Origin of the sequence: Streptomyces sp. NPDC007901 (assembly GCF_042959465.1) — a bacterium.
Taxonomy (GTDB): domain Bacteria; phylum Actinomycetota; class Actinomycetes; order Streptomycetales; family Streptomycetaceae; genus Streptomyces.
Window position 1 is genome coordinate 158,355 of record NZ_JBIBKW010000002.1, and the last position, 19,749, is coordinate 178,103.

Below are 19,749 nucleotides of genomic sequence, written 5' to 3' on the forward strand. Positions count from 1 at the left end.
ACGGAGCGGACGGGCGACCCGGAGGACGGCCATGACCAGGCCGGCCCCGGGAAGAAGAAGCCGTTCGAGCCGGACGCGACGCTGCACCTGAAGGTCGACGGCCTGCGTGCGGAGCATGCTCTGTGGCAGAAGGGCGACGACGCTCAGCGTGCGCAGGAGGTCGCACGGCAGAAGGCGGAGGCTCTGTGGAACGAGCTGCACGCCCAGCGGGCCGCGAAGGCCGATGCCGCGAAGGCCGACGCCGCGAAGGCGGGGGCGAGCAAGGGTGCGCCGCGCAAGAAGTCGGATCCGCCGACCCATGACGAGACCCTGCATCTGAACGTGGCCGCCCTGCGGGCGGACGCCACGATGCAGATCCGGGTGCCCGAACAGCGGCAGCCGGAGCAGGAGTCGGCGGCCTCCGGCGGCCGTGCCGAGCGGCGTCGCAGCGCCCGCCTCTCGCCCCGGGAGCGGGTGCTGGCGGCGGTGGCGGCGATCCGGGCTCTCGTGGGGCCCCGACTCGCGCCCCTGGCGCCGTACGCGCGCAAGCTGCGCCCGCTCTACCCGCGGCCCGGCCGGGCCGGCTGGCGGCGCTGGGTGCCGTCCTGGCGGCAGTGGGTGGGAGGCTTTTTCGGGAGCATCGGCCTGACCGGGCTGTTCCTCGTCGTCGCCTACGCGACCACGGACATACCGTCCAACCTCAACACGTACGCCACCCAGCAGGACAACGTCTACTTCTGGTCCGACGGGACGCCGATGGCCCGGACCGGCTGGGTGCAGCGGCAGGACATGCCGCTCAAGGACATACCCGTGGATGTGCGCTGGGCGGTGCTCGCGGCGGAGAACCAGAGCTTCTACTCCGACCCCGGTATCTCGGTCAAAGGCATAGCCCGGGCCTTGTATCGCACCGTCGGCGAAGGGGACACCGAGGGCGGTTCCACCATTACCCAGCAATACGTGAAGAACGTATATCTGACGCAGAACCAGACCGTAAGCCGTAAATTCACCGAAGCGATGATCTCCCTCAAGCTCGACAACAAGATGAGCAAGGACCAGATCCTGGAGGGATATCTCAACACCAGCTGGTTCGGCCGGGGGACGTACGGCATCCAGCGCGCCGCCCAGGCCTACTACGGCAAGGACGTCGGCCAGTTGAACGCCAGCGAGGCCGCCGTGCTCGCCTCGCTGCTCAAGGGGGCCGGGCTCTACGACCCGACGCTCAGCAAGGCCAACCACCAGCGGGCGGTGGAACGCTGGTCCTGGATCCTGGACCGGATGGTCAAGATCGGCAAACTGTCGCCGACCGAGCGGGCCAAGTACACGAAGTTCCCCGAACCGATCGAGACCAACAAGGTCTACGACACCGGAAGCCAGAGCGACTACCTGGTGGAACTGGCCCAGCAGTACGCCAAGAAGTCCGCCCACATCTCGGACAAGCAGTTCGACCTCGGCGGCTACCAGATCTACACGACCTTCGACCGCAAGAAGGAGGACACGCTCACCAAGGCCGTCACCAAGGCGCGCAAGGCGGCCAAGGAGAGCGACTCCAAGCTGGCCGAGGCCGCCCACTACGGAGCCGCCTCGGTCTCGGACGACGGACGGATCGTCGCCGTGTACGGCGGACCCGACCACCGTAAACAGGGCTACAACGAGTCCAACTCCACCTCCGTCCCGGCGGGCACCTCCTTCCTGCCCTTCGTCTACGCCGCCGGCCTCCAGAACGGCGTCCACAAGGAGCGCGGCGGATCCGCCACCGAGGTCACACCCGAGACGCTCTACGACGGCGACGACAAGGTCCCGGTCACCACCCCGGACGGGCCGTACTGGGACCGCAGCGGCAAGAAGGTCTACGCGAACAACGACAACGGCACGTCCTACGGGCAGATCAGCCTGGGCAAGGCCCTCGCGCAGTCCGTGAACACCCCCTTCATGCAGCTCGGCGTGGACACCGGGCTCGACAAGGTGCGCTCCACCGCGGTGGCCTCCGGGCTGCTCTCCGACAGCATCGGAGCCCAGGTGCCTGCCCTCTCCATGGGCAGCTCCACGCCCAGCGCGATCCGCATGGCGGGCGGCTACGCCACGTTCGCGGCCGGCGGCACCCACACCGAGCCGTACTCCGTCTCCAAGATCACCCGCAATGGCCACCGGGTCGCCCTGGACACCCCGCAGCCGACCCGCGCGGTCCGCGACGACGTGGCCGAGGACGTCGAGCAGGCCCTCACCGAATCGTTCCGCCTGGCCCATCCGACCACCGCGCTCACCAGCACGGCGGCCGGGAAGGCGGGCAACACCCTTGCCACCAGTGACAAGGACACCGCCTCCTGGTACACCGGCACGGTCTCGAAGGTGACGACGTCGGTCGTCGTCTACCGCATCGACCTGAACAAGTCCCTGGAGCCGCTCCCGCTCAAGGGACTGGCCGGAACCGGCACCGACAACGTCCCGTACACGGTCTGGGCACAGGCCATGGGCCTTGACTGACCACCAAGGCCCCGACGCTCCCCACGCCACCCACCCGCAGAATGAGCCGCGCATGAAGCCCCGCACGAAGTCGACAACCGGCGGCCGCCGCCGCAAGGCGCCCGCCCGCGACCGCCGTCCAGCCCGCCCGGAGTTCCTGACCCTGGCCGCCTTCCTGGTCGTCGCCTCCCTCGTCGCGGGCTACCTGGTGCTGACCAAGCAGGACGACACCGCCCCCACCGCCTCCGGCACCAGGAAGGCCAGCCCCTCGGCGTCGGCCTCGCCCCAGTGGGACGGGAAGACCAAGATCCTCGGCGACGGCTCCACCTCCTACACCGGGCCGCAGAAGGACCAGTTGAAGCCCGAGAAGCTCAAGCCGGGGGAGAAGCCGCCCCAGTTCGTCGTCTTCTCCTGGGACGGCGCCCTGCAGGGCGACGACCATCTCTTCTCGCACTACCGGGAGATGGCCAAGGAGTACAACGCCCACATGACCTTCTTCCTCACCGGCATCTACCTGCTGCCCAAGAGCAAGAAGACCCTCTACACCGGCCCCATGCACCAGCCCGGCGACGCCGCCATCGACTACGCCACCGACGAGCACATCCGCACCACCCTGGAGCAGCTGCGCGAGGCGTACGACCAGGGCAACGAGATCGGCAGCCACTTCAACGGCCACTTCTGCGAGGCCAAGGGCGGCGGCGACTGGAGCGTCGCCCAGTGGAAGAGCGAGATCGACCAGTTCTTCGAGCTCACCGAGAACTGGAAGACCAACACCGGTTTCAAGGACATCCCCGCCCTGCCCTTCGACTTCAAGCAGGAGGTCGTCGGCGGCCGCGCCCCCTGCCTGGAGGGCCAGCCCAACCTGCTCAAGGCCCTCCAGAAGTACGGCTACAACTGGAAGTACGACGCCAGCTCCCCCGGCGACCTCCAGATATGGCCCTCCAAGAAGGACGGCCTCTGGAACTTCCCGCTGCAGATGGTGCCGTACGGCGACAAGATCCAGTCACTCTCGATGGACTTCAACTTCCTCTACAACCAGTCCAACGGCGAGACCGACGGCGACCCCTCCCAGTACGCCACCTGGGAACAGCAGACCGTCGACGCCTACATGAACGGCTTCAACCGGGTCTACTACGGCAGCCGCGCCCCGCTGTTCATCGGCAACCACTTCGAGGACTGGAACGGCGGCATCTACATGAAGGCCATCGACCAGGTCGTCCCGAAGATATGCACCAAGAAGGGCGTCAAGTGCGTGTCCTTCAAGGAGCTCTCCGACTGGCTCGACGCCCAGGACCCGGAGACCCTGGCCCGGCTGCGCACCCTGGACCCGGCGCAGGCCCCGGCGGACTGGTCCTCGATCGTCAAGTGAGGCGCGCGGAGGGCTGATTCCAGTTCTGCAACCCCCTTCACAGGAGTCACACACGCCGTGCGAAGATGCCGTCGCCCGGTAGGCGTACCGGCGTAGAGGGGAACACCATTGAAATCCAGAAAACTGAGCCGTAAGCGGAGCCGTACGGCCATAGTCACGGCGGCGGCTGCCTCGGTCGTCGCCGGCGTCGCCCTCGTGCCCAACTGGAGTGCGGGCGCGGCCGTCGTCGACGACCCGACCGTGGACGCCGCGACCAAGGCGACCTTCCAGAAGCTGGCCGACGCGGTCTTCACCGACCGCACCCAGGCCCTGGTGCAGGGGGCTTCGAAGAAGCAGCAGACGTCCCGCTTCTCCGGCGACGTCCGGCTCTCCAGCACCCAGTCGCGCGACGAGGACTCCGCGCTGACCCAGCTGCGCGGCCGCCAGAGCCGCATCGCCAAGGCCGGCGAGACGTACCGCGCCGGCAGCACCAAGGTCACGCTCGACGCGACCCGGGTCACCGGCCGCACCGCCAAGGCCGACGTCACCGAGACCACGACGCTGACCTACGCGAAGGCCACCGGCAGCGAGCCGAAGACCACCGGCTTCCAGGCCCACCACGAGCTGACCTTCAAGGCCGACCAGCGGGGCACCTGGCAGCTGACCACCATCAAGGACACGGACGACGGCGGCCTCGCCGTCAACACCCTGTCCAAGCCCGCGGTCAAGGCGCCCGCCACCGGCGACGACGGCAACACCACGCCGGACGCCCCGCGCGCCGCCACCACCCGCAACCCGGTGGCCGTACCGAAGACGCTGACCGGCGGCACGTACGACTACAAGGCGATGGCCACCTACGCCGAGAAGTACTGGAACAACTACAACACGGACTACCCGGACTTCAACGGTCACGGAGCGGGCGGCGACTGCACCAACTTCGTCAGCCAGTCCCTGAAGGCCGGCGGCTGGAAGCACGTCCCGGGCTACGTCTACGACTACACCAAGTGGTTCGGCAACGCCGACATCCAGTCGGACTCGTTCGTCGGCGTCAACGAGTGGTCCTGGTTCGCCCAGAACTCCAAGCGGACCACCCCGCTCGCCAACGTCTACCAGGCCGAGGTCGGCGACGTCATCCAGGTGGACTTCGACCGGGACGGCTCGAAGGACCACACGATGATCGTGACGTACAAGACCAACGGCATCCCGTACGTCACGTACCACTCCAACAACACCTACCGCAGGTCGCTGGCGAGCCTCATCGCGTCGTACCCGAACGCGTACTACTACGCCTACCGCACCTGATCACCGGTGATCTCGGCCCGCTGCTCCGCCTCGGGGTGGCGGGCCCGCCAGTACGGGTTGTCGTGCGGCAGGTTCGTACTGACCCTGCCGTACATCCCGAACACCATCAGCACCAGCCCCACCACAAAGCTGAACAGCACGTTCTGGATCCTGAACGCCAGGAAGTTCGAGTCCGTGCCGAGCAGGCCCAGGAACAGGAAGCCGTTCAGGATGAACAGCACCCCCAGGACCATGTTCAGCGTCGACGCGAAGTTCCCGCCGATCACCATCCCGACGAACAGCAGCAGCCCGACACAGATCGACAGCACGCTCAGCGAACCGTTGGTGTTCAGGCCGATCGCGGTGTTCCCGCCCGTGTCGAAGAAGCCGATGTTGTCGGTGAGTCCGAGGATCCCGAAGGCCAGCAGGAACAGGCCCATCAGGCCCGCCCCGATCCGGTAGACCAGGTTCAGGCGGTGATCGACGGGCAACGCCTCGTCGAAATCGATCTTCCGCCGCCGCGTCCCCGGGTGTGTCACGTGTGAGGCCATGTCCGCCTCCTGCTGTCGAGTGCGGGTCGCCTACCCAATATCCGCCCGCGCCGACCGCTCGGCAACGGCTCACGGATGACCGGTGCCCCGGTCCTCCCGGATCTGCCCGACCACCCGCGCCACGCTCTGCCGCACCGCTTCCGTCTCCGTCAGGAAGTGCCAGTAGTCGGGGTGCCGCCCCTCCAGCGTCCCGACCGCCCGGTCCAGCCGCGCCACCGCGTCGTCCAGCGGCCGCGCGTGCCGCGGATCGGGACTGGTCCGCCCGGCCATCGCCAGCCGCTGCGCGTCCCGGATCGCGAACCGGGTCCGGTCGATCTCCGCCTGCGGATCCTTCTGTACGGCGTTCAGCCGCCCCAGCCGGTCACCGGCCGCGGACACCGCCTCGTCCGTACCGTTGAGCAGCGCCCGCACGGTGGACAGCAGCGACGTGGCGTCCGCCCACTTCTGCGCGTCCCGCGCCGCCTGCGCCTCCGTCAGCTTCAGCTCGGCCTGCCGGACGTTCTCCACGGCCTGCCGGGGCACCTGCTGCAGATCCTGCCAGCAGGCCGCCGAGAACCGCCGCCGCAGCTCGCTCAGCACCGGATCGACCTGCCCGGCGCGGGTCGTCAGCGCCTGCGCCCGGGTCCGCAGACTCACCAGCCGGTGATCGATCTCGGCGGCCCGCTCCGGCAGCCGCTCGGCCTCGACCCGGATCGCCTCGGCCTCCCGCTGCACCCGCCCGGCCCGCTCCAGCGTCGCCTGCACACCGTGCTGCCCGGCCCCCTGGTTCAGCTTCGTCAGCTCCGGCGACAGCGCAGCCAGCCGGGCCGCCAGGTCATCGGCCCTGAGCCGGGTCTCCCGCACGGCGTCCAGCGCGTTGCTGGCCGCCAGCAGCGCCTGCCGGGCCCGCTCCACGGCCGGCGCCAGCCGCGCCAGCTGCGTCTCGGCCTTGCCGAGCAGCGGCCCCAGCGACTCCCCGAACCGGTCCAGCTCCCGCTTGACCCCGACCAGCTCGTCCTTGGCCCGGTTCAGCTCTCCCCGCGCCCGGGACGCCGTCGACGCCTCCAGGTCGTCCCGGTCCAGGTCATAGGCGTCGATCGCCTGGATGTACCGATTGCTGACCTCGTCGATCCGCTGCCCCAGCGCCCCGAAGTCGGACACGGCGCGACGGGCGGCCGGCGAGTCGTCGACGGCGGAGATGGTCTCTATGGAGATCCGCAGATCCCGCTGGGCGCTGTCCAGCTCGTAGAACGCGGCCGCCGCCGCGTCCTTCGCCGCCTGCGCCTCCACCCGCTGCCCCTCGGCCCGCCCCCCGAACCACCGCCGCGTCCCCCCACCGGCGAACGCGCCGGGGACCACGAGGACCGCCAGCAGCGGCAGGGCGACGAGGGTGAGGGAGTCCCGGAGCGGCCTGGAGCGTGGGGGAGGCGAATACGACTGCCCGGGTGTCGCCGATGTCGCCGTCACTTCCCTCTCCCGTGCCGCGGTGCGCCCAGTGTTCTGGCGGTGATGACATTGTCCCACCCGGGAAAGACGAACACACGGGCCGGTCAGTTCGCGGTTTGTGAGAACAGAACGGCCCGGATACGTGTTTGCGGGACAGTGCCCCGGGCAATGTAGGCTGTCGACTCGTCCCGGGTGCGTAGCTCAGGGGTAGAGCGGCTGCCTTACAAGCAGCATGTCGGCGGTTCGAAACCGTCCGCGCCCACGTCAGGAAGACGACGAGAAGACCCCGGCCGTCGCGGCCGGGGTCTTCTCGTGTTGTCAGTCCTCCTTGTGCGCGTGCTTGAGGCGGCTTCGGGCGTCCATGCGGTCCGGTGCCGTGACCTCCGCCCAGAAGCGGTGGCCGCTGACGAACACGGCGAGTTCGTGTTCGCGGCGGCGCAGCTTCTCCACCTCGGCCTGTTCGTCGTCGGTCCAGCCCGGGGAGGCGGGGCGCTCCACCTTGCGCCAGCCGCCCTTGTCGCTGAATCCGTCCAGCGGCTCGACCGACCAGGGGAGCCGCTTCAGCAGGGCCGACAGCTCGGCCCGGACCTGATGCAGCTCCTCCTGACCGGCGAGGAGGTCACTCGGAAAGTCATAGGTCGCAGCCACGCGGCAATGGTACGCCTGTTCGAATTTGGGTGGCGAGCTCGTTCGTGGGGTTCATGTGTTCGAGACTCGGGGGCGCCGGTCGTCGGGGGTCTCCATCCGTGGGTGGAGGGTTCTCCATCAACCCGTGGGTGCTGGTGATCGGTTGGGGGCGCGGAGGAGCCTTGGGGGCATGGGTTCACTCCACTCGGCGCTCGTCGCCGTCACCTCTGTCTGCGTGCTGGTCTTCGTCGTGGCCTGGATCGCGGGTGCCGTCTACTTCGGCGTGAAGAGCCCGGCCGGTGTGCGCGGCTGGGTGCGTGGGCTGCGCCGCACCCTGCCGCGGCGGGTGCTGCTGGTGGCGGGCGCGTGGCTGTTCTCGTGGGCGGTCGGACGGTCCGAGGGGTTCTGGCGTCATCTGCGGTACTGGCAGCCGGAGCTGGCGCTGCTGGGCGCCCTGACAGCCGTCGCCTCCACCGGGCTGCTGCTGTGGGCCCGGTGGGTGCTGGGCGCGATGTGGGCCAGCGTCCCGACGGTCCAGGAGCACCACGAGCTGCGCACGGACGGGCCGTACCGGCTGGTCCGCCACCCCATCTACACCGGGCTGCTCGGGCTGGTCGTCGGCGCCATGCTGGCCTGCGGCTTCGGCGTCTGGACGGCCGTCCTGCTGGTCGCCGTGCCGTGGCTGCTGTGCCGGGTCCGGACCGAGGACGGGCTGATGGCCGGGCTGTTCGGGGCCTCGTACGACGCCTACCGCGCCCGCGTCCCGGCGCTGATCCCCCGAATACGCCCCGTCGCCGGGGTGGCGCGGCGGTCGTGAGGGCGGCGGTGGCGGTCGCGGCGTGCGGTCAGGCGTGGGTCCTGGGCGTGCGGAGCCGTTCGGGGAAGGGCACGCCGGTCAGTTCCTCGGAGACCGTCCAGAGGCGGCGGGCGGTGTCGGGGTCGCCGGCCGCCGCGGAGCGGCCGACGAGGGTGGGGGCGCCGCGTTGCTCGCCGAGGCCGTCGGGGCCGACGTAGGAGGCGCCGGGGAGGTCCTGGGTCGCGGCGTACAGGGTCTTGGCGGCGCCCGCCGTGCCGTCCTGGCCGACGATCCGGTTCATCGCCCGCATGAGGATGCGGCGGCCGGGGCTGCGGTCGTGGCGCTGGAGGCCGGTGGTGGCGTGGCCGGGGTGTGCGGCCAGGGCGCGGACCGGGGAGCCGGCGGCGGTGCCCACGGCGGTGCGGCCGGTCAGGTCGGGGAGATCCGGGAGGGCGGTGGTGTTCGGAGGCTTGGTCGTGGCGTCAATGTATTCAGTGAATACAATGTAGTCAATGAATACAATGTAGGTATCGATCACATAGAGGTAGGGTGATCCGCATGAGGACCCGCCCCTACCACCACGGAGACCTCCGTGCCGCGCTGCTGAACCACGCCGAGCAGGGGCTGCGCGAGAAGGGGCTGGGGGCACTGTCGCTCCGGGAGCTGGCCCGTGAGGCCGGGGTCAGCCCGGGGGCGCCGAGCCGGCACTTCCGGAACAGGCAGGCGCTGCTGGACGCGCTGGCGCTGGAGGGGTTCGACCGGCTCACGGCCGTGCTGGCGGGGGCGGTGGAGCGGGCCGGCGAGGCGTTCGCGGACCGGCTCGCCGCGCTCGCCCGTGGCTACCTCGCCTTCACCGCCGACAACGCGGCCCTGCTGGACCTGATGTACACGACGAAGTACGACGCCGACGCCTCCGGTGAACTGATCGCGGCCACCCGGCGGCTGTCGGCCGTGGCCTCGGGGCTGATCGAGCACGGGCAGCGCCGGGGCGAGGTCCGCGAGGGGCCCGTGGAGCGCGTCGCCCTGCCGCTGACGGCCGCGCTGCAGGGCCTCGGCACCCTCGCCACCACCGGCGCGCTGCCCCCGGAGCAGATCGAACAGAGCCTGGACGACACGGTCGCGTTCCTGCTGCGTGGGTACGCGCCTTGAGCCCGCGACGCGGGAGAACGGAGCAGGGAGAAGGATGACCGGGCAGCAGCCGACGTTCGTGAAGGTGTGCGGGCTCACCCAGGAGCAGCAGATCGACTGGGCCGTGGAGCTGGGGTACGACGCGATCGGGATCGTCGTGACCCCGAAGAGCAAGCGGTACTGCCCGCCCGAGCGCGCCGTGCAACTCGCCGGATACGCCCGGGGGCGGATCCCGGTCTTCGCCGTGGCCTTGACCCACGCCGAGACGGCCGGGGTCGCCGAGCACGTCGACACCGTCCAGATCTACGAGACGGCCGACATCCCGAACCTCGCCCTCGCCTCCGGCAGCCCGCCCGAGAAGCCGGAGGCCCTGCAGTACTTCTTCTACGACGCCAGCGCGGGCAGCGGCGTGTTCGCGGACATCCCCGCCTGGGTCGGGGAGCTGCCCGGACGGGTCGTGATCGCCGGCGGCCTCGACGAGCACAACGTGGCTTGGGTGATCGAGGAGTTCGGCCCCTACGGCGTGGACGTCTCCAGCAGCGTCGAGACCGCACCGGGGGTCAAGAGCCGCGAGAAGATGGCCGCCTTCGTCGCGGCTGCCCGGACCCCCGGGCGGCACACCGCCTAACGCCCGGCTTCGCGCAATTCCCGTACGATCCGGGCCGTCACCGGTACGGGGACGCCGTGCCGGTCCGCCGCGCGGAGCAAGGCGCCGCCGATGGCGTCGAGTTCGAGGGGGCGGTCGGCCTCCGCGTCGCGCTGCATCGAGGACTTCATGGTGGGCGGGAAGGCGTCGTAGCGGGCCAGGGCCTGGGCCGGGTCGACGGGGGCGCCGCAGGCGCGGCTGACCGCGGCGGTCTCCGCGACGAGCGAGGCCAGTTCCTCGCGGTGCCGGGTGCGGGCCTCGCCGAGGGGGAGGGCGTAACGGGTGGTGAGGAGGGCGAGGGGGGCCAGGAAGGACATCTTCGCCCAGAGGGCCGTGGTCTCGTCCTCCAGGACGCGGACGGTCGGGCCGGCGGCGGTGAGGGCCTCGGCGAGGGCGTCCAGACGGGGGCGGGGGACCTTGGCGCCGGTCAGGTCGATCTCCGCGAAGGGGCTGGTGTGTTCGATCAGGCCCGGGGCCACGCGGGTCGACTCGACGCGGATCACGGACGGCGCCACCCGGTCCTCGGCGTAGCGGGCGCGCAGCAGCGCGGGGTGTTCGACACCGTTCAGGAACGGCACGAGCAGGGCGTCGCCGAGGGCCGCGGGCGGGATCCGGGTGAGCGCCGCGTCCAGGGCGGTGGCCTTGACGGTGATCAGGCAGGCGTCGACCGGTTCACGGAGGGTCGTGTCGGCCTCGACGGGGGCCGTGAAGTCGCCGTACGGGGTGCTGCGGACCTGGATTCCGCCGGTGCGCAGGGTGTGCGCCGTCTCCTCGCCGGCCAGGCAGAGGACGCGGTGGCCGGCGCGGGAGAGCAGGGCGGCGAGCAGGCCGCCGACGCCGCCGGGGCCCAGGACGGCGACGGTGAGCCGGGGGCTCGGTGTGCGCGGCGGGTGCGGTGAGTTCGACTCGTGCGTCATGGAGTTGTCCTCTCGTCGGTCGGCCCCGGGAGCGGTGGCCGCCTCGGGAAGATCCTCGCAGGAGGAAGGGGGGCTGCGGGAGACTGGGGACATGTGCCGGAGTATCAAGACCCTGCGTCCGCCCCAGCTGCCCGAGGAGGCCACGGAGGAGGAGATCCGTGCCGCCGCGTTGCAGTACGTACGGAAGGTGTCCGGGTTCCGGGCACCGGCCGCCCACAACCGGGAGGTGTTCGAGCGGGCGGTGGAGGCGATCGCCGAGGCCACCGCCGCGTTGCTGGACGGGCTGGAGGTGCGGGGGCAGGCGGTGCGGGGAGCCGCGGACGAGGGCGCGGCCTAGGCCGGCCGGCGTCTTCGCATCAGGTACCCGGCGCCCGCGCCCGCCGCGAACAGCGCCGCCACCGACACCGCGGTCGCCACCCAGGTCGCGCCCAGCCACTGCGCGCCCAGGTAGCCGAGGGCGACGCTGTAGACCGCCCAGGTCAGGCCCGCCAGGGCGGACCAGGGGAGGAAGTCGCGGACGCTGCGGTGGGTGGCGCCGGCGCCGAGGGAGACGAGCGAGCGGCCCGCCGGGGCGAAGCGGGCCAGCACGACCAGGGCGCCGCCGCCCCGGGCCAGGGCATCGCCGAGACGTTCCTGTGCCTTGCTCAGCCGCCGGGAGCGGGCGATCGCGCGGTCCAGGCGGGCCCCGCCGCGCCAGGCCAGCCGGTAGGCGACCAGGTCGCCGAGGACCGACGCGGCGGCCGCGCAGAAGGTCAGCGCCAGGATGTCGGGTACGACGTGCGGGACCTGTCCGGCCGAGGCGCCGGTGCCCGCCGCCGCTGCCGTGGCCGCGGTGATGACCAGCACGCCGCTGGGCAGGATCGGCAGGAACACATCAAGCAGCACGGAGAGCGCCACCATGGCGTACATCCAGGGCCCGGCCTCCAGCGACCCCATGCTTTCCCACACGACGGTTCCCCCGTGATTGTCCTGTTGCGCCCCCCGACGACAGCCATACAGCGTACGCCGGGGGTGTGACAGGAGTGTCACGGGGGGCACTTGAGTTCGGCAAAGGGTTATACGGAAACCGGCGTGTTGCGCCCGCCCCTCCCCGCCCGTGTCCCCGCTTCCGCCGCGGCCGTGCGCAGTACCGCCCGGGCGATCGCGTCGGCGTCCGACAGCGTCACCGAGTCCACGCCCGGACGGGCCCCGGCCGCGGTCACCCAGTGCACCCCCTCGGTGGGGACGCCGAAGGCCAGCCGCCGGGGGTGCGGCAGGCCCTGGCGGTCGATCAGGTGGTAGGGGCGTGCCGTCACGTCCAGGCCGCCGGTCTCGTGGCCGTCGACCGTGTGCGGGCGGCAGGCGCCCTCGCGCACCAGCGCGGCCAGCAGTTCGTCCGCCGTGCGGCGCAGGTCCGGCTCCGGGAGGCGGGCCTCTATGAGCGTGGTCACCCGTACCGCCGAGCCGGGCACCTCCGCCGAGCGCGCGACCCAGGCGCCGTCCTCGTGGCCGACCTCCAGGCCCGGGCCCAGCACGTCCACCACGCCCGCCTCCAGCAGCGCGGTCAGCTCCTCGATACGGCGGCGGGGCGGGCCGATGGACAGGAACGCGTTGAGCGGGGTGTACCAGCCGTCCAGGTGGGCGCGGCGGGAGGTGCCGGTCAGGCCGCCGTGGTCGACGATCAGCCGTATCTCGTTGCGCAGGTCCCGCAGCACGTCCAGGGCGGCCTTCAGCGGGCCGCGCACATTGCCGAGGGCGGCCTGTGCCGCGTCCTCGCGCAGATGGCCGAGGAGCCAGCCGCGCCACTGCGCGGGATCCGCGAACCCTCGCTCCCCGTAAGGGTGCTGGAGGCGCTCCCAGGACCAGCGGACGGCCTCCGGAACGCCGGCCGCGTCGAGCACGGCCGCCTCCGCGCGCCGGCCGTCGGCGCCGAGGAAGCGCTCGGTGAACTCCGGGTCGCCGGTCAGGGCGGTGTAGTAGACCGTCTCCACCTCCTTCGCCACCAGCGGCCAGACCTCCGCGAGGAAGTCGGGTGCCTCGCCGGAGTCCGCGCGTTTGCGGAAGCCCGCGATCGCCTCGGGGGTGAGCAGGAGCGGGGTGTGACGGCCGTACGGGCCCTTGGCGTTGTCGCCGCGCGCCTGGTACGGGACGCCCCGCCGGGAGCCCGCGTACAGCCGGGGCTCGCGGCCGGAGGGGGTGTAGCGCAGACCGCCGTCGGGGGTGCGGGCGAAACGGCCGCCCCGGCCGGTGGTCAACAGGGCCAGGTGGTCGAAGAAGTTGAGGCCGAGGCCGCGCAGCAGTACCGGTTCGCCGGGCGCGATCGGGGTGAGGTCGACGTCGGCCGGGTTGGCGGGCGGGATGTGGCGCAGGCCGTGCCGGGCGGCGTGGGCGGACACGAGGCGTTCCTCGGGGGACGCGGTCGCCGGGAGGTGGCCCTGGGCAAGGACCACCGCCGCCAGGCCGGGCAGGGCGCGGCCGTCGTCGAGGGTGAGCGTCTGGCGGCCGTCGGGGTCGTCGCGGAGGCGTACGGCCCGGCCGCGATGCGTCCGCACCCGGACCGTCTCCGGTGCGCGCGCCGCCGTGCTCGTGAACACCCACTCCAGGTAGCGGCCGTAGTGGGCGCGGGTCGGGTAGTCGTCGGGGCCCAGCTCGCCGCCCGCCCACGCGTGCAGGCTGGGGCCGGGCCGGATCGGGCCCGAGCAGTCCACGCTGTCGTCGGTGAACAGGGTGACCTGGCTCGCCACGGTGTTCATCAGCAGCTCCGCCGACTGCGCCGTGCGCCAGACCCGGCCCGGGCCGGGCGGCGCGGGGTCGATCACATGGACCGTGAGGTGCCGCCCCGGAGGCAGCAGCTCGGGGGCGGAGGCGCAGAGGCGTTCCAGGACGCTGGTGCCGCGCGGGCCGGCGCCGACCAGGGCGACGGAGACCGGCACGGATTCCTGGGGCGAGGAGGACAAGGACGTGACTCCCGGACTGTGGTGTGCGCAGGGCAGGAAGACCGTCCCCGCACCGATGGCCGCGGGACATCCGCGGACACGGGACATCCCGCGCCCACGAGGAATCCGCCGACATCGGAAGCGGACGGTCCGCCTCATCATGCCGTTGCGGTTAACAGAAGCCAACGCGCGTCCCACACGCCGCAGTTGTCCCTCATGAGGTGGTGAGGGTGGACTCCTCCACGGTCTCCAGACCGCCGTCGCGGCGGGCCCGCTCCAGCCGCAGCCGGGCCGAACGGCCGTGCAGCGTCAGCGTCATGAGCTGGTTGCCGAACCACGGCCCGCCCCTCTTCCGCCATGTCACCGGCGGTCGCGGACAGCGCCCGTGCCGGGCGAACCGGCGCCCGAGGAGCCGGGCCAGGGCGCTCCAGCCGAACCGGAAGCCGGCCCTTATGGTCGCCGGCACGGAGTTGTGCACGGGGGAGCACGTGAGTTGCAGCACACGGGAGTCGAGCGGGGTTCCGGCGGGCCACGAGGGTTCGGCGATGTACGCGTGATGGACGTCCCCGGAGAGCACGCAGATGGTCGCGGGCGCCTCGGGACCCGAACCGGTGCGGCCGAACAGGTCGGCCAGTTCGGCGAAGGACGCCGGGAAGGCCGCCCAGTGCTCCAGGTCCGCCGCCCGGCGCAGCCGCTCCCCGAACTCCGCCCAGCGGGCGCCCCGTTCACCCCGGCACAGCGCCGCGTCCCAGGTCTCGACGTCGTGGACGAGGTGCGGCAGCAGCCAGGGCAGCGAGGTGCCGACCAGGAGATGGTCGTACGACTCCCGGTCGGCCAGCGCCTGGGCGCGCAGCCACTCGGCCTCGCCGGGGTCGAGCATGGAACGGTTCCGCTCGTCCAGCACCCGGGCCGCCCGGGTGTCCACCATCAGCAGCCGCACCCGCCCGAAGTCCCGCCGGTAGCTCCAGCGCACCGAGGCAGGGTCGGCGTCCGCCTTGGCGGCGAAGGCGCGCAACGCGTCGGTGCCGTCCGGGGAGTCGAGCACGGCGGCGTACAGCGGGTCGGCGGCCAGTTCGGCCGGGGAGAGGTTGCCGAGGTGCTGGTGCACCCAGTACGACATCAGCCCGCTCAGCAGCCGCTCCTGCCACCAGGGGGTGGTCCGCATGTCGGCGAGCCAGGCGGCGGAGGTGTTCCAGTCGTCGATCACGTCGTGGTCGTCGAAGATCATGCAGCTGGGCACCGTGGAGAGCAGCCAGCGCACCTCGGGGTCGAGCCAGGACTCGTAGTAGAGGCGGGTGTACTCCTCGTAGTCCGCGACCTCGGCGCCGGGCGGGTCCGCGAGGCCGCGGCGGGCGGCCAGCCAGCGGCGGGTCGCCTCCGAGGTCTCGTCGGCGTACACCTGGTCGCCCAACAGCAGCAGCACGTCGGGCCGTTCACCGCCGGCGGCGAGGCGCGCGGCGAGGCTGTCGAGGGCGTCGGGGCCGACCGGGTCGTGGCCGTCGGCCGGGGGCGCGGCCCAGCGGCAGGAGCCGAAGACCACGTCGAGGCGGTCGCCCTCCGCCGGGACGCGGATCACCGAGGGCGGGAACCGGGAGTCGGGCAGCGGCCACACCGGGGTGCCGTCCAGGATCACCTCGTACGGCGGTGAGGTGCCCGGGGTCAGCCCGGTGACCGGGACGAGGGCGTAGTGGTGGCCCGCCACCTGGAAGGTGCGCGCGGTGCCGCCGGCGCCGTCCGGGCAGCGCACCTCGGCGGTGCACGGACGGCTCGCCTCGACCCAGACGGTCGCCGACGAGCCGTCGGTGTACCTCAGCAGCGGTCCCAGGCGCAGTCCTGCCACAGTCCCCGCCCCTTTTCCTCGGTCGGCTCGCCTGCGGGGCGCGCCCCTTCGGCTCACCTCGGTCGTCGCCCCGTACGGTACGGAACGACGGAGGCCGGCGGGGAGGTTCCGGGTCTCAGCAGCTGGCGAGGTAGCTGGTGAGCGCGCTCTTCTCGGCGGAGTCCACGGACAGGTCGTAGTAGTACTTCACCTGGACCCAGGCGCGGACGTACGTGCAGCGGTAGGACGTGAGCGAGGGCATCCACTCGGCCGGGTCCTGGTCGCTCTTGGACTGGTTCACGTTGTCCGTGACGGCGAGGAGCTGCGGGCGGGTGATGTCGTTCGCGAACGCCTGGCGCTGGGCGGTGGTCCAGTCGCTGGCGCCGGAGTCCCAGGCCTCGGCGAGCGGGACCAGGTGGTCGATGTCGAGGTCGGAGGCGGCGGTCCAGGTGGCGCCGTCGTAGGGGGAGTACCAGCTGCCGCTGGTGGCGGTGCAGGCGGAGTTGGTGACGACGTTCGTACCGTCCCGCTTGAGGATGTACTCACGGGTGTTGCAGGTGCCGCTGATGGTGATCCAGGTCGGGAACAGGTCGCGGTCGTAGCCGGTGCGGTCCTCGGTCGCCACGGTGAGCGAGGCGAGGTAGGTGCGGGCGGTGGACGCGCTGACCGGCGTGGGGAGGGCGGCGGAGGCGCTCGGGGAGTTGAAGAGTGCGGCAGAAGCTATGAGTCCGGTAAGAGCGGCGAGTATGCTGACTCGTCGACGCGCGTAGAACTTCGGCATGCGAACTCCCTGGTGGGGGTGGGGTGTTGGAGCGCGAGTGAGGGAATGCTCGCGCCGCCGTGTTGCCGATGGGTGAGCGTTCGGTAAGAAACTAATGACGTGTCCATGACACGACAAGGTGTGCGACGTGACTCACAGGTGGGAGCTCCGGCCTTGGGATCGATGGCCGGGTCACGTATCGTGGACGGCGTTGAAGGGGAGTAGCTCTTCGCCGGACCGTCGACATACTGCTCAGCCCGTCTGAGCCGGCGCCCGGAGGCGGACCTCGATCAGGGGTCGCCAGCGAGACCTTCGGCAAGCAGTGCACGCCTGTGCCGTACGCGGCACGGGTGGACCGTGTGTGCTGCCGTGCCGAAGTGTCGTGTGTCACATGCGAAGTGCAGCACTCTCGGTGGGGCGGCCCCTACCGATTGAGGACCCTTGATCAGCATCACCGTGACGGCGCTCGTCTTCGGCGTCATCTTCCTCGCCGAACTCCCCGACAAGACCGCCCTCGCCGGCCTCGTCCTGGGTACGCGCTACCGGGCGTCGTACGTCTTCGCCGGTGTCGCCGCGGCCTTCCTCCTGCATGTCGTGCTCGCCGTCGCGGCGGGCAGCGTGCTGACCCTGCTCCCGCGGCAGACCGTGCACGCGCTCACCGGCGTGCTCTTCCTCGGCGGCGCGGCCGTGCTGCTGCTGAAGAAGGGCGAGGAGGACGAGGAGATCCGCAAGCCGGCCGACCAGTCCTTCTGGAAGGTCGCCGGCACCGGGTTCATGCTCATCCTGGTCGCCGAGTTCGGCGACCTCACGCAGATCATGACGGCGAACCTCGCGGCCCGCTACGACGACCCGCTCTCGGTGGGCCTGGGTGCCGTGCTGGGCCTGTGGGCGGTGGCCGGTCTCGGCATCGTCGGCGGCAAGGCGCTGATGAAGAAGGTGCCGCTGCGGTTGATCACGCAGATCGCCGCCGTGCTGATGCTGGCGCTGGGCGTGTGGAGCCTGTGGGAGGCGATCGCGGGCTGAAGAGTGGGTGAACGGTCGGCGAAGGCGCTGGCGGGATCACCCCTCTGTTTTGTACCGTAGAGAAACAAAGTGGCTCCCGCCCGTTTTCCCTGACCGGCGGGCGGGGCCGCCTTGTTCTCCGCCCGGCCCGTTTAGGAGCTGCCGATGCCGGCCACCGTCGTTCTCACCGCCCGCGTCCTCCTGCTCGACATGGACGGCACCCTCGTCAACTCCGACGCCGTCGTCGAACGCATCTGGCGGCGCTGGTCCGAGCGGCACGGGCTGGACGGCGACGAGGTCATGAAGGTCGTCCACGGGCGCCAGGGGCACGCCTCGATGGCCGTACTGCTGCCGGACCGGCCGGTGCAGCAGAACCTCGCGGACAACGCACGGATGCTGGCCGAGGAGACCGCCGACATGGAGGGCGTGGTGGAGGTGCCGGGCGCGGCGGCCTTCCTCGCCTCGCTGAGCGGCCTGCCGCACGCGCTGGTCACCTCGGCGGACGTGCCGCTGTCCACGGCCCGGATGGCCGCGGCCGGCCTCCCGCTGCCCACCGTACGGATCACGGCGGAGTCGGTCGGCGCGAGCAAGCCGGACCCCGAGGGCTTCCTCAAGGGCGCGGCCGAGCTGGGCGTCGCCCCGGCGGACTGCGTGGTCTTCGAGGACTCCGGCGCGGGCATCGCGGCGGGACGGGCGGCGGGGATGCGCGTGGTGGGGGTCGGGGCCCGGGCCGCCGTGCACGGGCCGGACGCGGTGGTGCGGGACCTGACGGGGGTACGGGTGGAAGGTGTCGGCGCCGGGCTGATCCAGGTGCACGTCGGCTGAGGCCGGGGTGCCGGGGTCACGCTCACCGGCGCCGGCAGGGTGCCTCTCCCACTCTCGGCTTCGCTCGGGCGGGGGGACCCCCATCGCCCCCCCCGTGCCGCCCCATGGGGGCACCTCCCAGGCCCTTGAGGCGCTGGGGGAGGCACGCATGCCCGCAGCTACGACGTGCCCCGTAAGGGGCGCGGTGCTGTATCGATGTGCGGCTCCGCCGCGTGGGCGCGACCAGCCCCCACCCACCCGCAGCCCGACCACGCACCGGACCACCCCCTGTCGGCCCGCCCCCTACGGCTCTGTCGTCTCCGACTCCAGCGACGCCCGCGTGGCCGCCCCGTACACCCCCGACTCGTCGGTCACGATCCCCCGCGCCAGTTGGTACGTCCGCACCGCGTCCTCGGTCTTCTGGTCGTAGTGGCCGGTGGCCTTCCCCGAGTAGAGGTTCAGCTGGGCCAGCCGGAGCTGGAGCTCGGTGACCTCCGCGCCGGTGTCGCCGGGGCGCAGGACCCCGCCCGAGGTGGGCTGCGCGGACTCGCCCGTGCCCATCGCCGACGCCGAGGCGGACGGGGTCGCCGAGCGGGACGCCGTCCGGGAGGGGGCCGCGCTCGACGGCGAGGAGGACGTGCTCGGCGACTCGCTCGCACTGGTGGAGGGGGACGGCGAGGACGAGGGCGAGGACGAGGTGCTCGGCGTCGCGGCCGAGGGGGACGCCGTACTCGGGGTCACGTCCGGGATGCTCTGCCGTACGTCCTCGGGTCCCGCCGTGTCCCGCGTCGGCGTGGCGTGCGAGAAGGCGCCGCTCACCAGGCCCGCTGCCGCCACGACGGCCACGACCGCCGCCGCTGCCGCCGCCAGGAGCAGGGCCCGCCGGGGCCGTCGCCGCGGCTCCTCGGCCGCGGACGGGGAGCCGTCGGGGGCGTCCGTCGCCGGTCCCGGAGCCGGCTCCGGCACCGCCCGCAACGGCACCGTCGGCTGTGCCACCACCGGCAGCGGCTCGGTCTCCCCGCCGTCGGCGCCCGCTCCCGCGCCGGTCTCGATGTCGATGTACGGCCGTATCCGCAGCGGATCGAAGTCCTCCGCGGCGGCCTGCTCGGCCGTCCGCGCGTCCCGCAGCGCGTCGGACGCCCGCTGGTTGCAGTCGCAGGAGGGCGAGCCGTCCGGTTCCTTCGGCGCCCCGCACTCCGGGCACTGATGGCCCCCGGTCGTATCCGTCACGGTGTTCGTCCCACCCCTGTCACGCATCTCACGAACTCCACAGACTATGCGGAGCACCCAC

At 71.8% G+C, this 19,749-nt stretch carries 19 protein-coding genes, 1 tRNA gene and 1 pseudogene; 11 read left to right on the forward strand and 10 right to left on the reverse strand.

Translation table 11 applies throughout. The features are described from left to right. Window positions 1-348 precede the first annotated feature (348 nt). The 3 genes from ACFZDK_RS06415 (at window position 349) to ACFZDK_RS06425 (ending at window position 5,089) form a co-directional block, all read left to right on the forward strand. Entirely contained in the window at window positions 349-2,460 is a 2,112-nt protein-coding gene (locus ACFZDK_RS06415) for a transglycosylase domain-containing protein (RefSeq protein WP_390971578.1), read from the forward strand. Between the two features lie 52 nt (window positions 2,461-2,512). Then, window positions 2,513-3,808: a hypothetical protein gene (locus ACFZDK_RS06420; RefSeq protein ID WP_390970338.1), complete on the forward strand. Its 1,296-nt coding sequence runs from the start codon at window positions 2,513-2,515 to the stop codon at window positions 3,806-3,808. Window positions 3,809-3,916: 108 nt separating this feature from the next. After that, window positions 3,917-5,089: an amidase domain-containing protein gene (locus tag ACFZDK_RS06425; RefSeq protein WP_390970340.1), complete on the forward strand. Its 1,173-nt coding sequence runs from the start codon at window positions 3,917-3,919 to the stop codon at window positions 5,087-5,089. Here ACFZDK_RS06425 and ACFZDK_RS06430 read toward each other — a convergent pair. Both ACFZDK_RS06430 and ACFZDK_RS06435 read right to left on the reverse strand, forming a co-directional pair. Next, on the reverse strand, window positions 5,077-5,619 hold the full coding sequence (locus ACFZDK_RS06430) for a DUF4383 domain-containing protein (RefSeq protein WP_355710901.1): 543 nt from the start codon (window positions 5,617-5,619) through the stop codon (window positions 5,077-5,079). The two genes, ACFZDK_RS06425 and ACFZDK_RS06430, sit on opposite strands and share 13 nt — an antisense overlap. A gap of 69 nt (window positions 5,620-5,688) precedes the next feature. Beyond that, the gene (locus ACFZDK_RS06435) at window positions 5,689-7,065 is read right to left on the reverse strand and encodes a hypothetical protein (RefSeq protein WP_390970342.1); all 1,377 of its coding nucleotides are present in this window, start codon (window positions 7,063-7,065) and stop codon (window positions 5,689-5,691) included. Between the two features lie 169 nt (window positions 7,066-7,234). Here ACFZDK_RS06435 and ACFZDK_RS06440 point away from each other — a divergent pair. After that, a tRNA-Val gene (locus ACFZDK_RS06440) sits at window positions 7,235-7,306 on the forward strand. 56 nt (window positions 7,307-7,362) lie between these two features. Here the strand turns inward: ACFZDK_RS06440 and ACFZDK_RS06445 are convergent. Next, window positions 7,363-7,692, reverse strand: a complete 330-nt coding sequence (locus ACFZDK_RS06445; protein ID WP_390970344.1) for a hypothetical protein — start codon at window positions 7,690-7,692, stop codon at window positions 7,363-7,365. A gap of 169 nt (window positions 7,693-7,861) precedes the next feature. On the opposite strand from ACFZDK_RS06445, the gene ACFZDK_RS06450 reads away from it, so the two are divergent. Further along, entirely contained in the window at window positions 7,862-8,488 is a 627-nt protein-coding gene (locus ACFZDK_RS06450; RefSeq protein WP_390970345.1) for an isoprenylcysteine carboxylmethyltransferase family protein, read from the forward strand. Between the two features lie 28 nt (window positions 8,489-8,516). On the opposite strand, the pseudogene ACFZDK_RS06455 reads toward ACFZDK_RS06450, so the two are convergent. Continuing rightward, window positions 8,517-8,876, reverse strand: a pseudogene (locus ACFZDK_RS06455) (oxidoreductase); the annotation flags it as partial. Between the two features lie 149 nt (window positions 8,877-9,025). Here ACFZDK_RS06455 and ACFZDK_RS06460 point away from each other — a divergent pair. Together ACFZDK_RS06460 and ACFZDK_RS06465 are read left to right on the forward strand one after the other, a co-directional pair. Continuing rightward, window positions 9,026-9,616: a TetR family transcriptional regulator gene (locus ACFZDK_RS06460; RefSeq protein WP_390970347.1), complete on the forward strand. Its 591-nt coding sequence runs from the start codon at window positions 9,026-9,028 to the stop codon at window positions 9,614-9,616. A gap of 34 nt (window positions 9,617-9,650) precedes the next feature. Beyond that, window positions 9,651-10,223, forward strand: a complete 573-nt coding sequence (locus ACFZDK_RS06465) for a hypothetical protein (RefSeq protein WP_390970349.1) — start codon at window positions 9,651-9,653, stop codon at window positions 10,221-10,223. Here ACFZDK_RS06465 and ACFZDK_RS06470 read toward each other — a convergent pair. Continuing rightward, window positions 10,220-11,158 (reverse strand): 2-dehydropantoate 2-reductase, encoded by a 939-nt coding sequence (locus ACFZDK_RS06470; protein WP_390970351.1) that lies wholly within the window; start codon window positions 11,156-11,158, stop codon window positions 10,220-10,222. The two genes, ACFZDK_RS06465 and ACFZDK_RS06470, sit on opposite strands and share 4 nt — an antisense overlap. Before the next feature lie 91 nt (window positions 11,159-11,249). On the opposite strand from ACFZDK_RS06470, the gene ACFZDK_RS06475 reads away from it, so the two are divergent. Continuing rightward, window positions 11,250-11,495, forward strand: a complete 246-nt coding sequence (locus ACFZDK_RS06475) for a DUF2277 family protein (RefSeq protein WP_390970353.1) — start codon at window positions 11,250-11,252, stop codon at window positions 11,493-11,495. Here the strand turns inward: ACFZDK_RS06475 and ACFZDK_RS06480 are convergent. The 4 genes from ACFZDK_RS06480 to ACFZDK_RS06495 all read right to left on the reverse strand — a co-directional run bounded on the left by ACFZDK_RS06480 (window position 11,492) and on the right by ACFZDK_RS06495 (window position 16,673). Continuing rightward, a complete protein-coding gene (locus ACFZDK_RS06480) occupies window positions 11,492-12,106 on the reverse strand; it encodes a VTT domain-containing protein (RefSeq protein ID WP_390970355.1) in 615 nt (204 codons plus the stop codon). The genes ACFZDK_RS06475 and ACFZDK_RS06480 overlap by 4 nt on opposite strands. Before the next feature lie 107 nt (window positions 12,107-12,213). Continuing rightward, window positions 12,214-14,094, reverse strand: coding sequence for an FAD/NAD(P)-binding protein (locus ACFZDK_RS06485; RefSeq protein ID WP_390970356.1), 1,881 nt, complete (start codon window positions 14,092-14,094; stop codon window positions 12,214-12,216). A gap of 193 nt (window positions 14,095-14,287) precedes the next feature. Continuing rightward, window positions 14,288-15,913 carry an alkaline phosphatase D family protein gene (locus ACFZDK_RS06490; RefSeq protein ID WP_390970358.1) on the reverse strand — a complete coding sequence of 542 codons (1,626 nt, stop codon included), beginning with the start codon at window positions 15,911-15,913 and terminating at the stop codon, window positions 14,288-14,290. Window positions 15,914-16,028: 115 nt separating this feature from the next. Next, the gene (locus tag ACFZDK_RS06495) at window positions 16,029-16,673 is read right to left on the reverse strand and encodes a DUF1524 domain-containing protein (RefSeq protein ID WP_390970360.1); all 645 of its coding nucleotides are present in this window, start codon (window positions 16,671-16,673) and stop codon (window positions 16,029-16,031) included. A 420-nt stretch (window positions 16,674-17,093) separates the two neighbouring features. Between ACFZDK_RS06495 and ACFZDK_RS06500 the strand changes: the two genes are divergently transcribed. Both ACFZDK_RS06500 and ACFZDK_RS06505 read left to right on the forward strand, forming a co-directional pair. Beyond that, window positions 17,094-17,675 carry a TMEM165/GDT1 family protein gene (locus tag ACFZDK_RS06500; RefSeq protein ID WP_390970362.1) on the forward strand — a complete coding sequence of 194 codons (582 nt, stop codon included), beginning with the start codon at window positions 17,094-17,096 and terminating at the stop codon, window positions 17,673-17,675. Window positions 17,676-17,819: 144 nt separating this feature from the next. Beyond that, window positions 17,820-18,479 carry an HAD-IA family hydrolase gene (locus ACFZDK_RS06505; protein WP_390970364.1) on the forward strand — a complete coding sequence of 220 codons (660 nt, stop codon included), beginning with the start codon at window positions 17,820-17,822 and terminating at the stop codon, window positions 18,477-18,479. Between the two features lie 282 nt (window positions 18,480-18,761). Here the strand turns inward: ACFZDK_RS06505 and ACFZDK_RS06510 are convergent, their stop codons facing one another. Next, a complete protein-coding gene (locus ACFZDK_RS06510) occupies window positions 18,762-19,019 on the reverse strand; it encodes a peptidoglycan-binding protein (RefSeq protein ID WP_390970366.1) in 258 nt (85 codons plus the stop codon). Here ACFZDK_RS06510 and ACFZDK_RS06515 point away from each other — a divergent pair. Then, window positions 19,012-19,665 (forward strand): hypothetical protein, encoded by a 654-nt coding sequence (locus tag ACFZDK_RS06515; protein WP_390970368.1) that lies wholly within the window; start codon window positions 19,012-19,014, stop codon window positions 19,663-19,665. The two genes, ACFZDK_RS06510 and ACFZDK_RS06515, sit on opposite strands and share 8 nt — an antisense overlap. Window positions 19,666-19,749 lie beyond the last annotated feature (84 nt).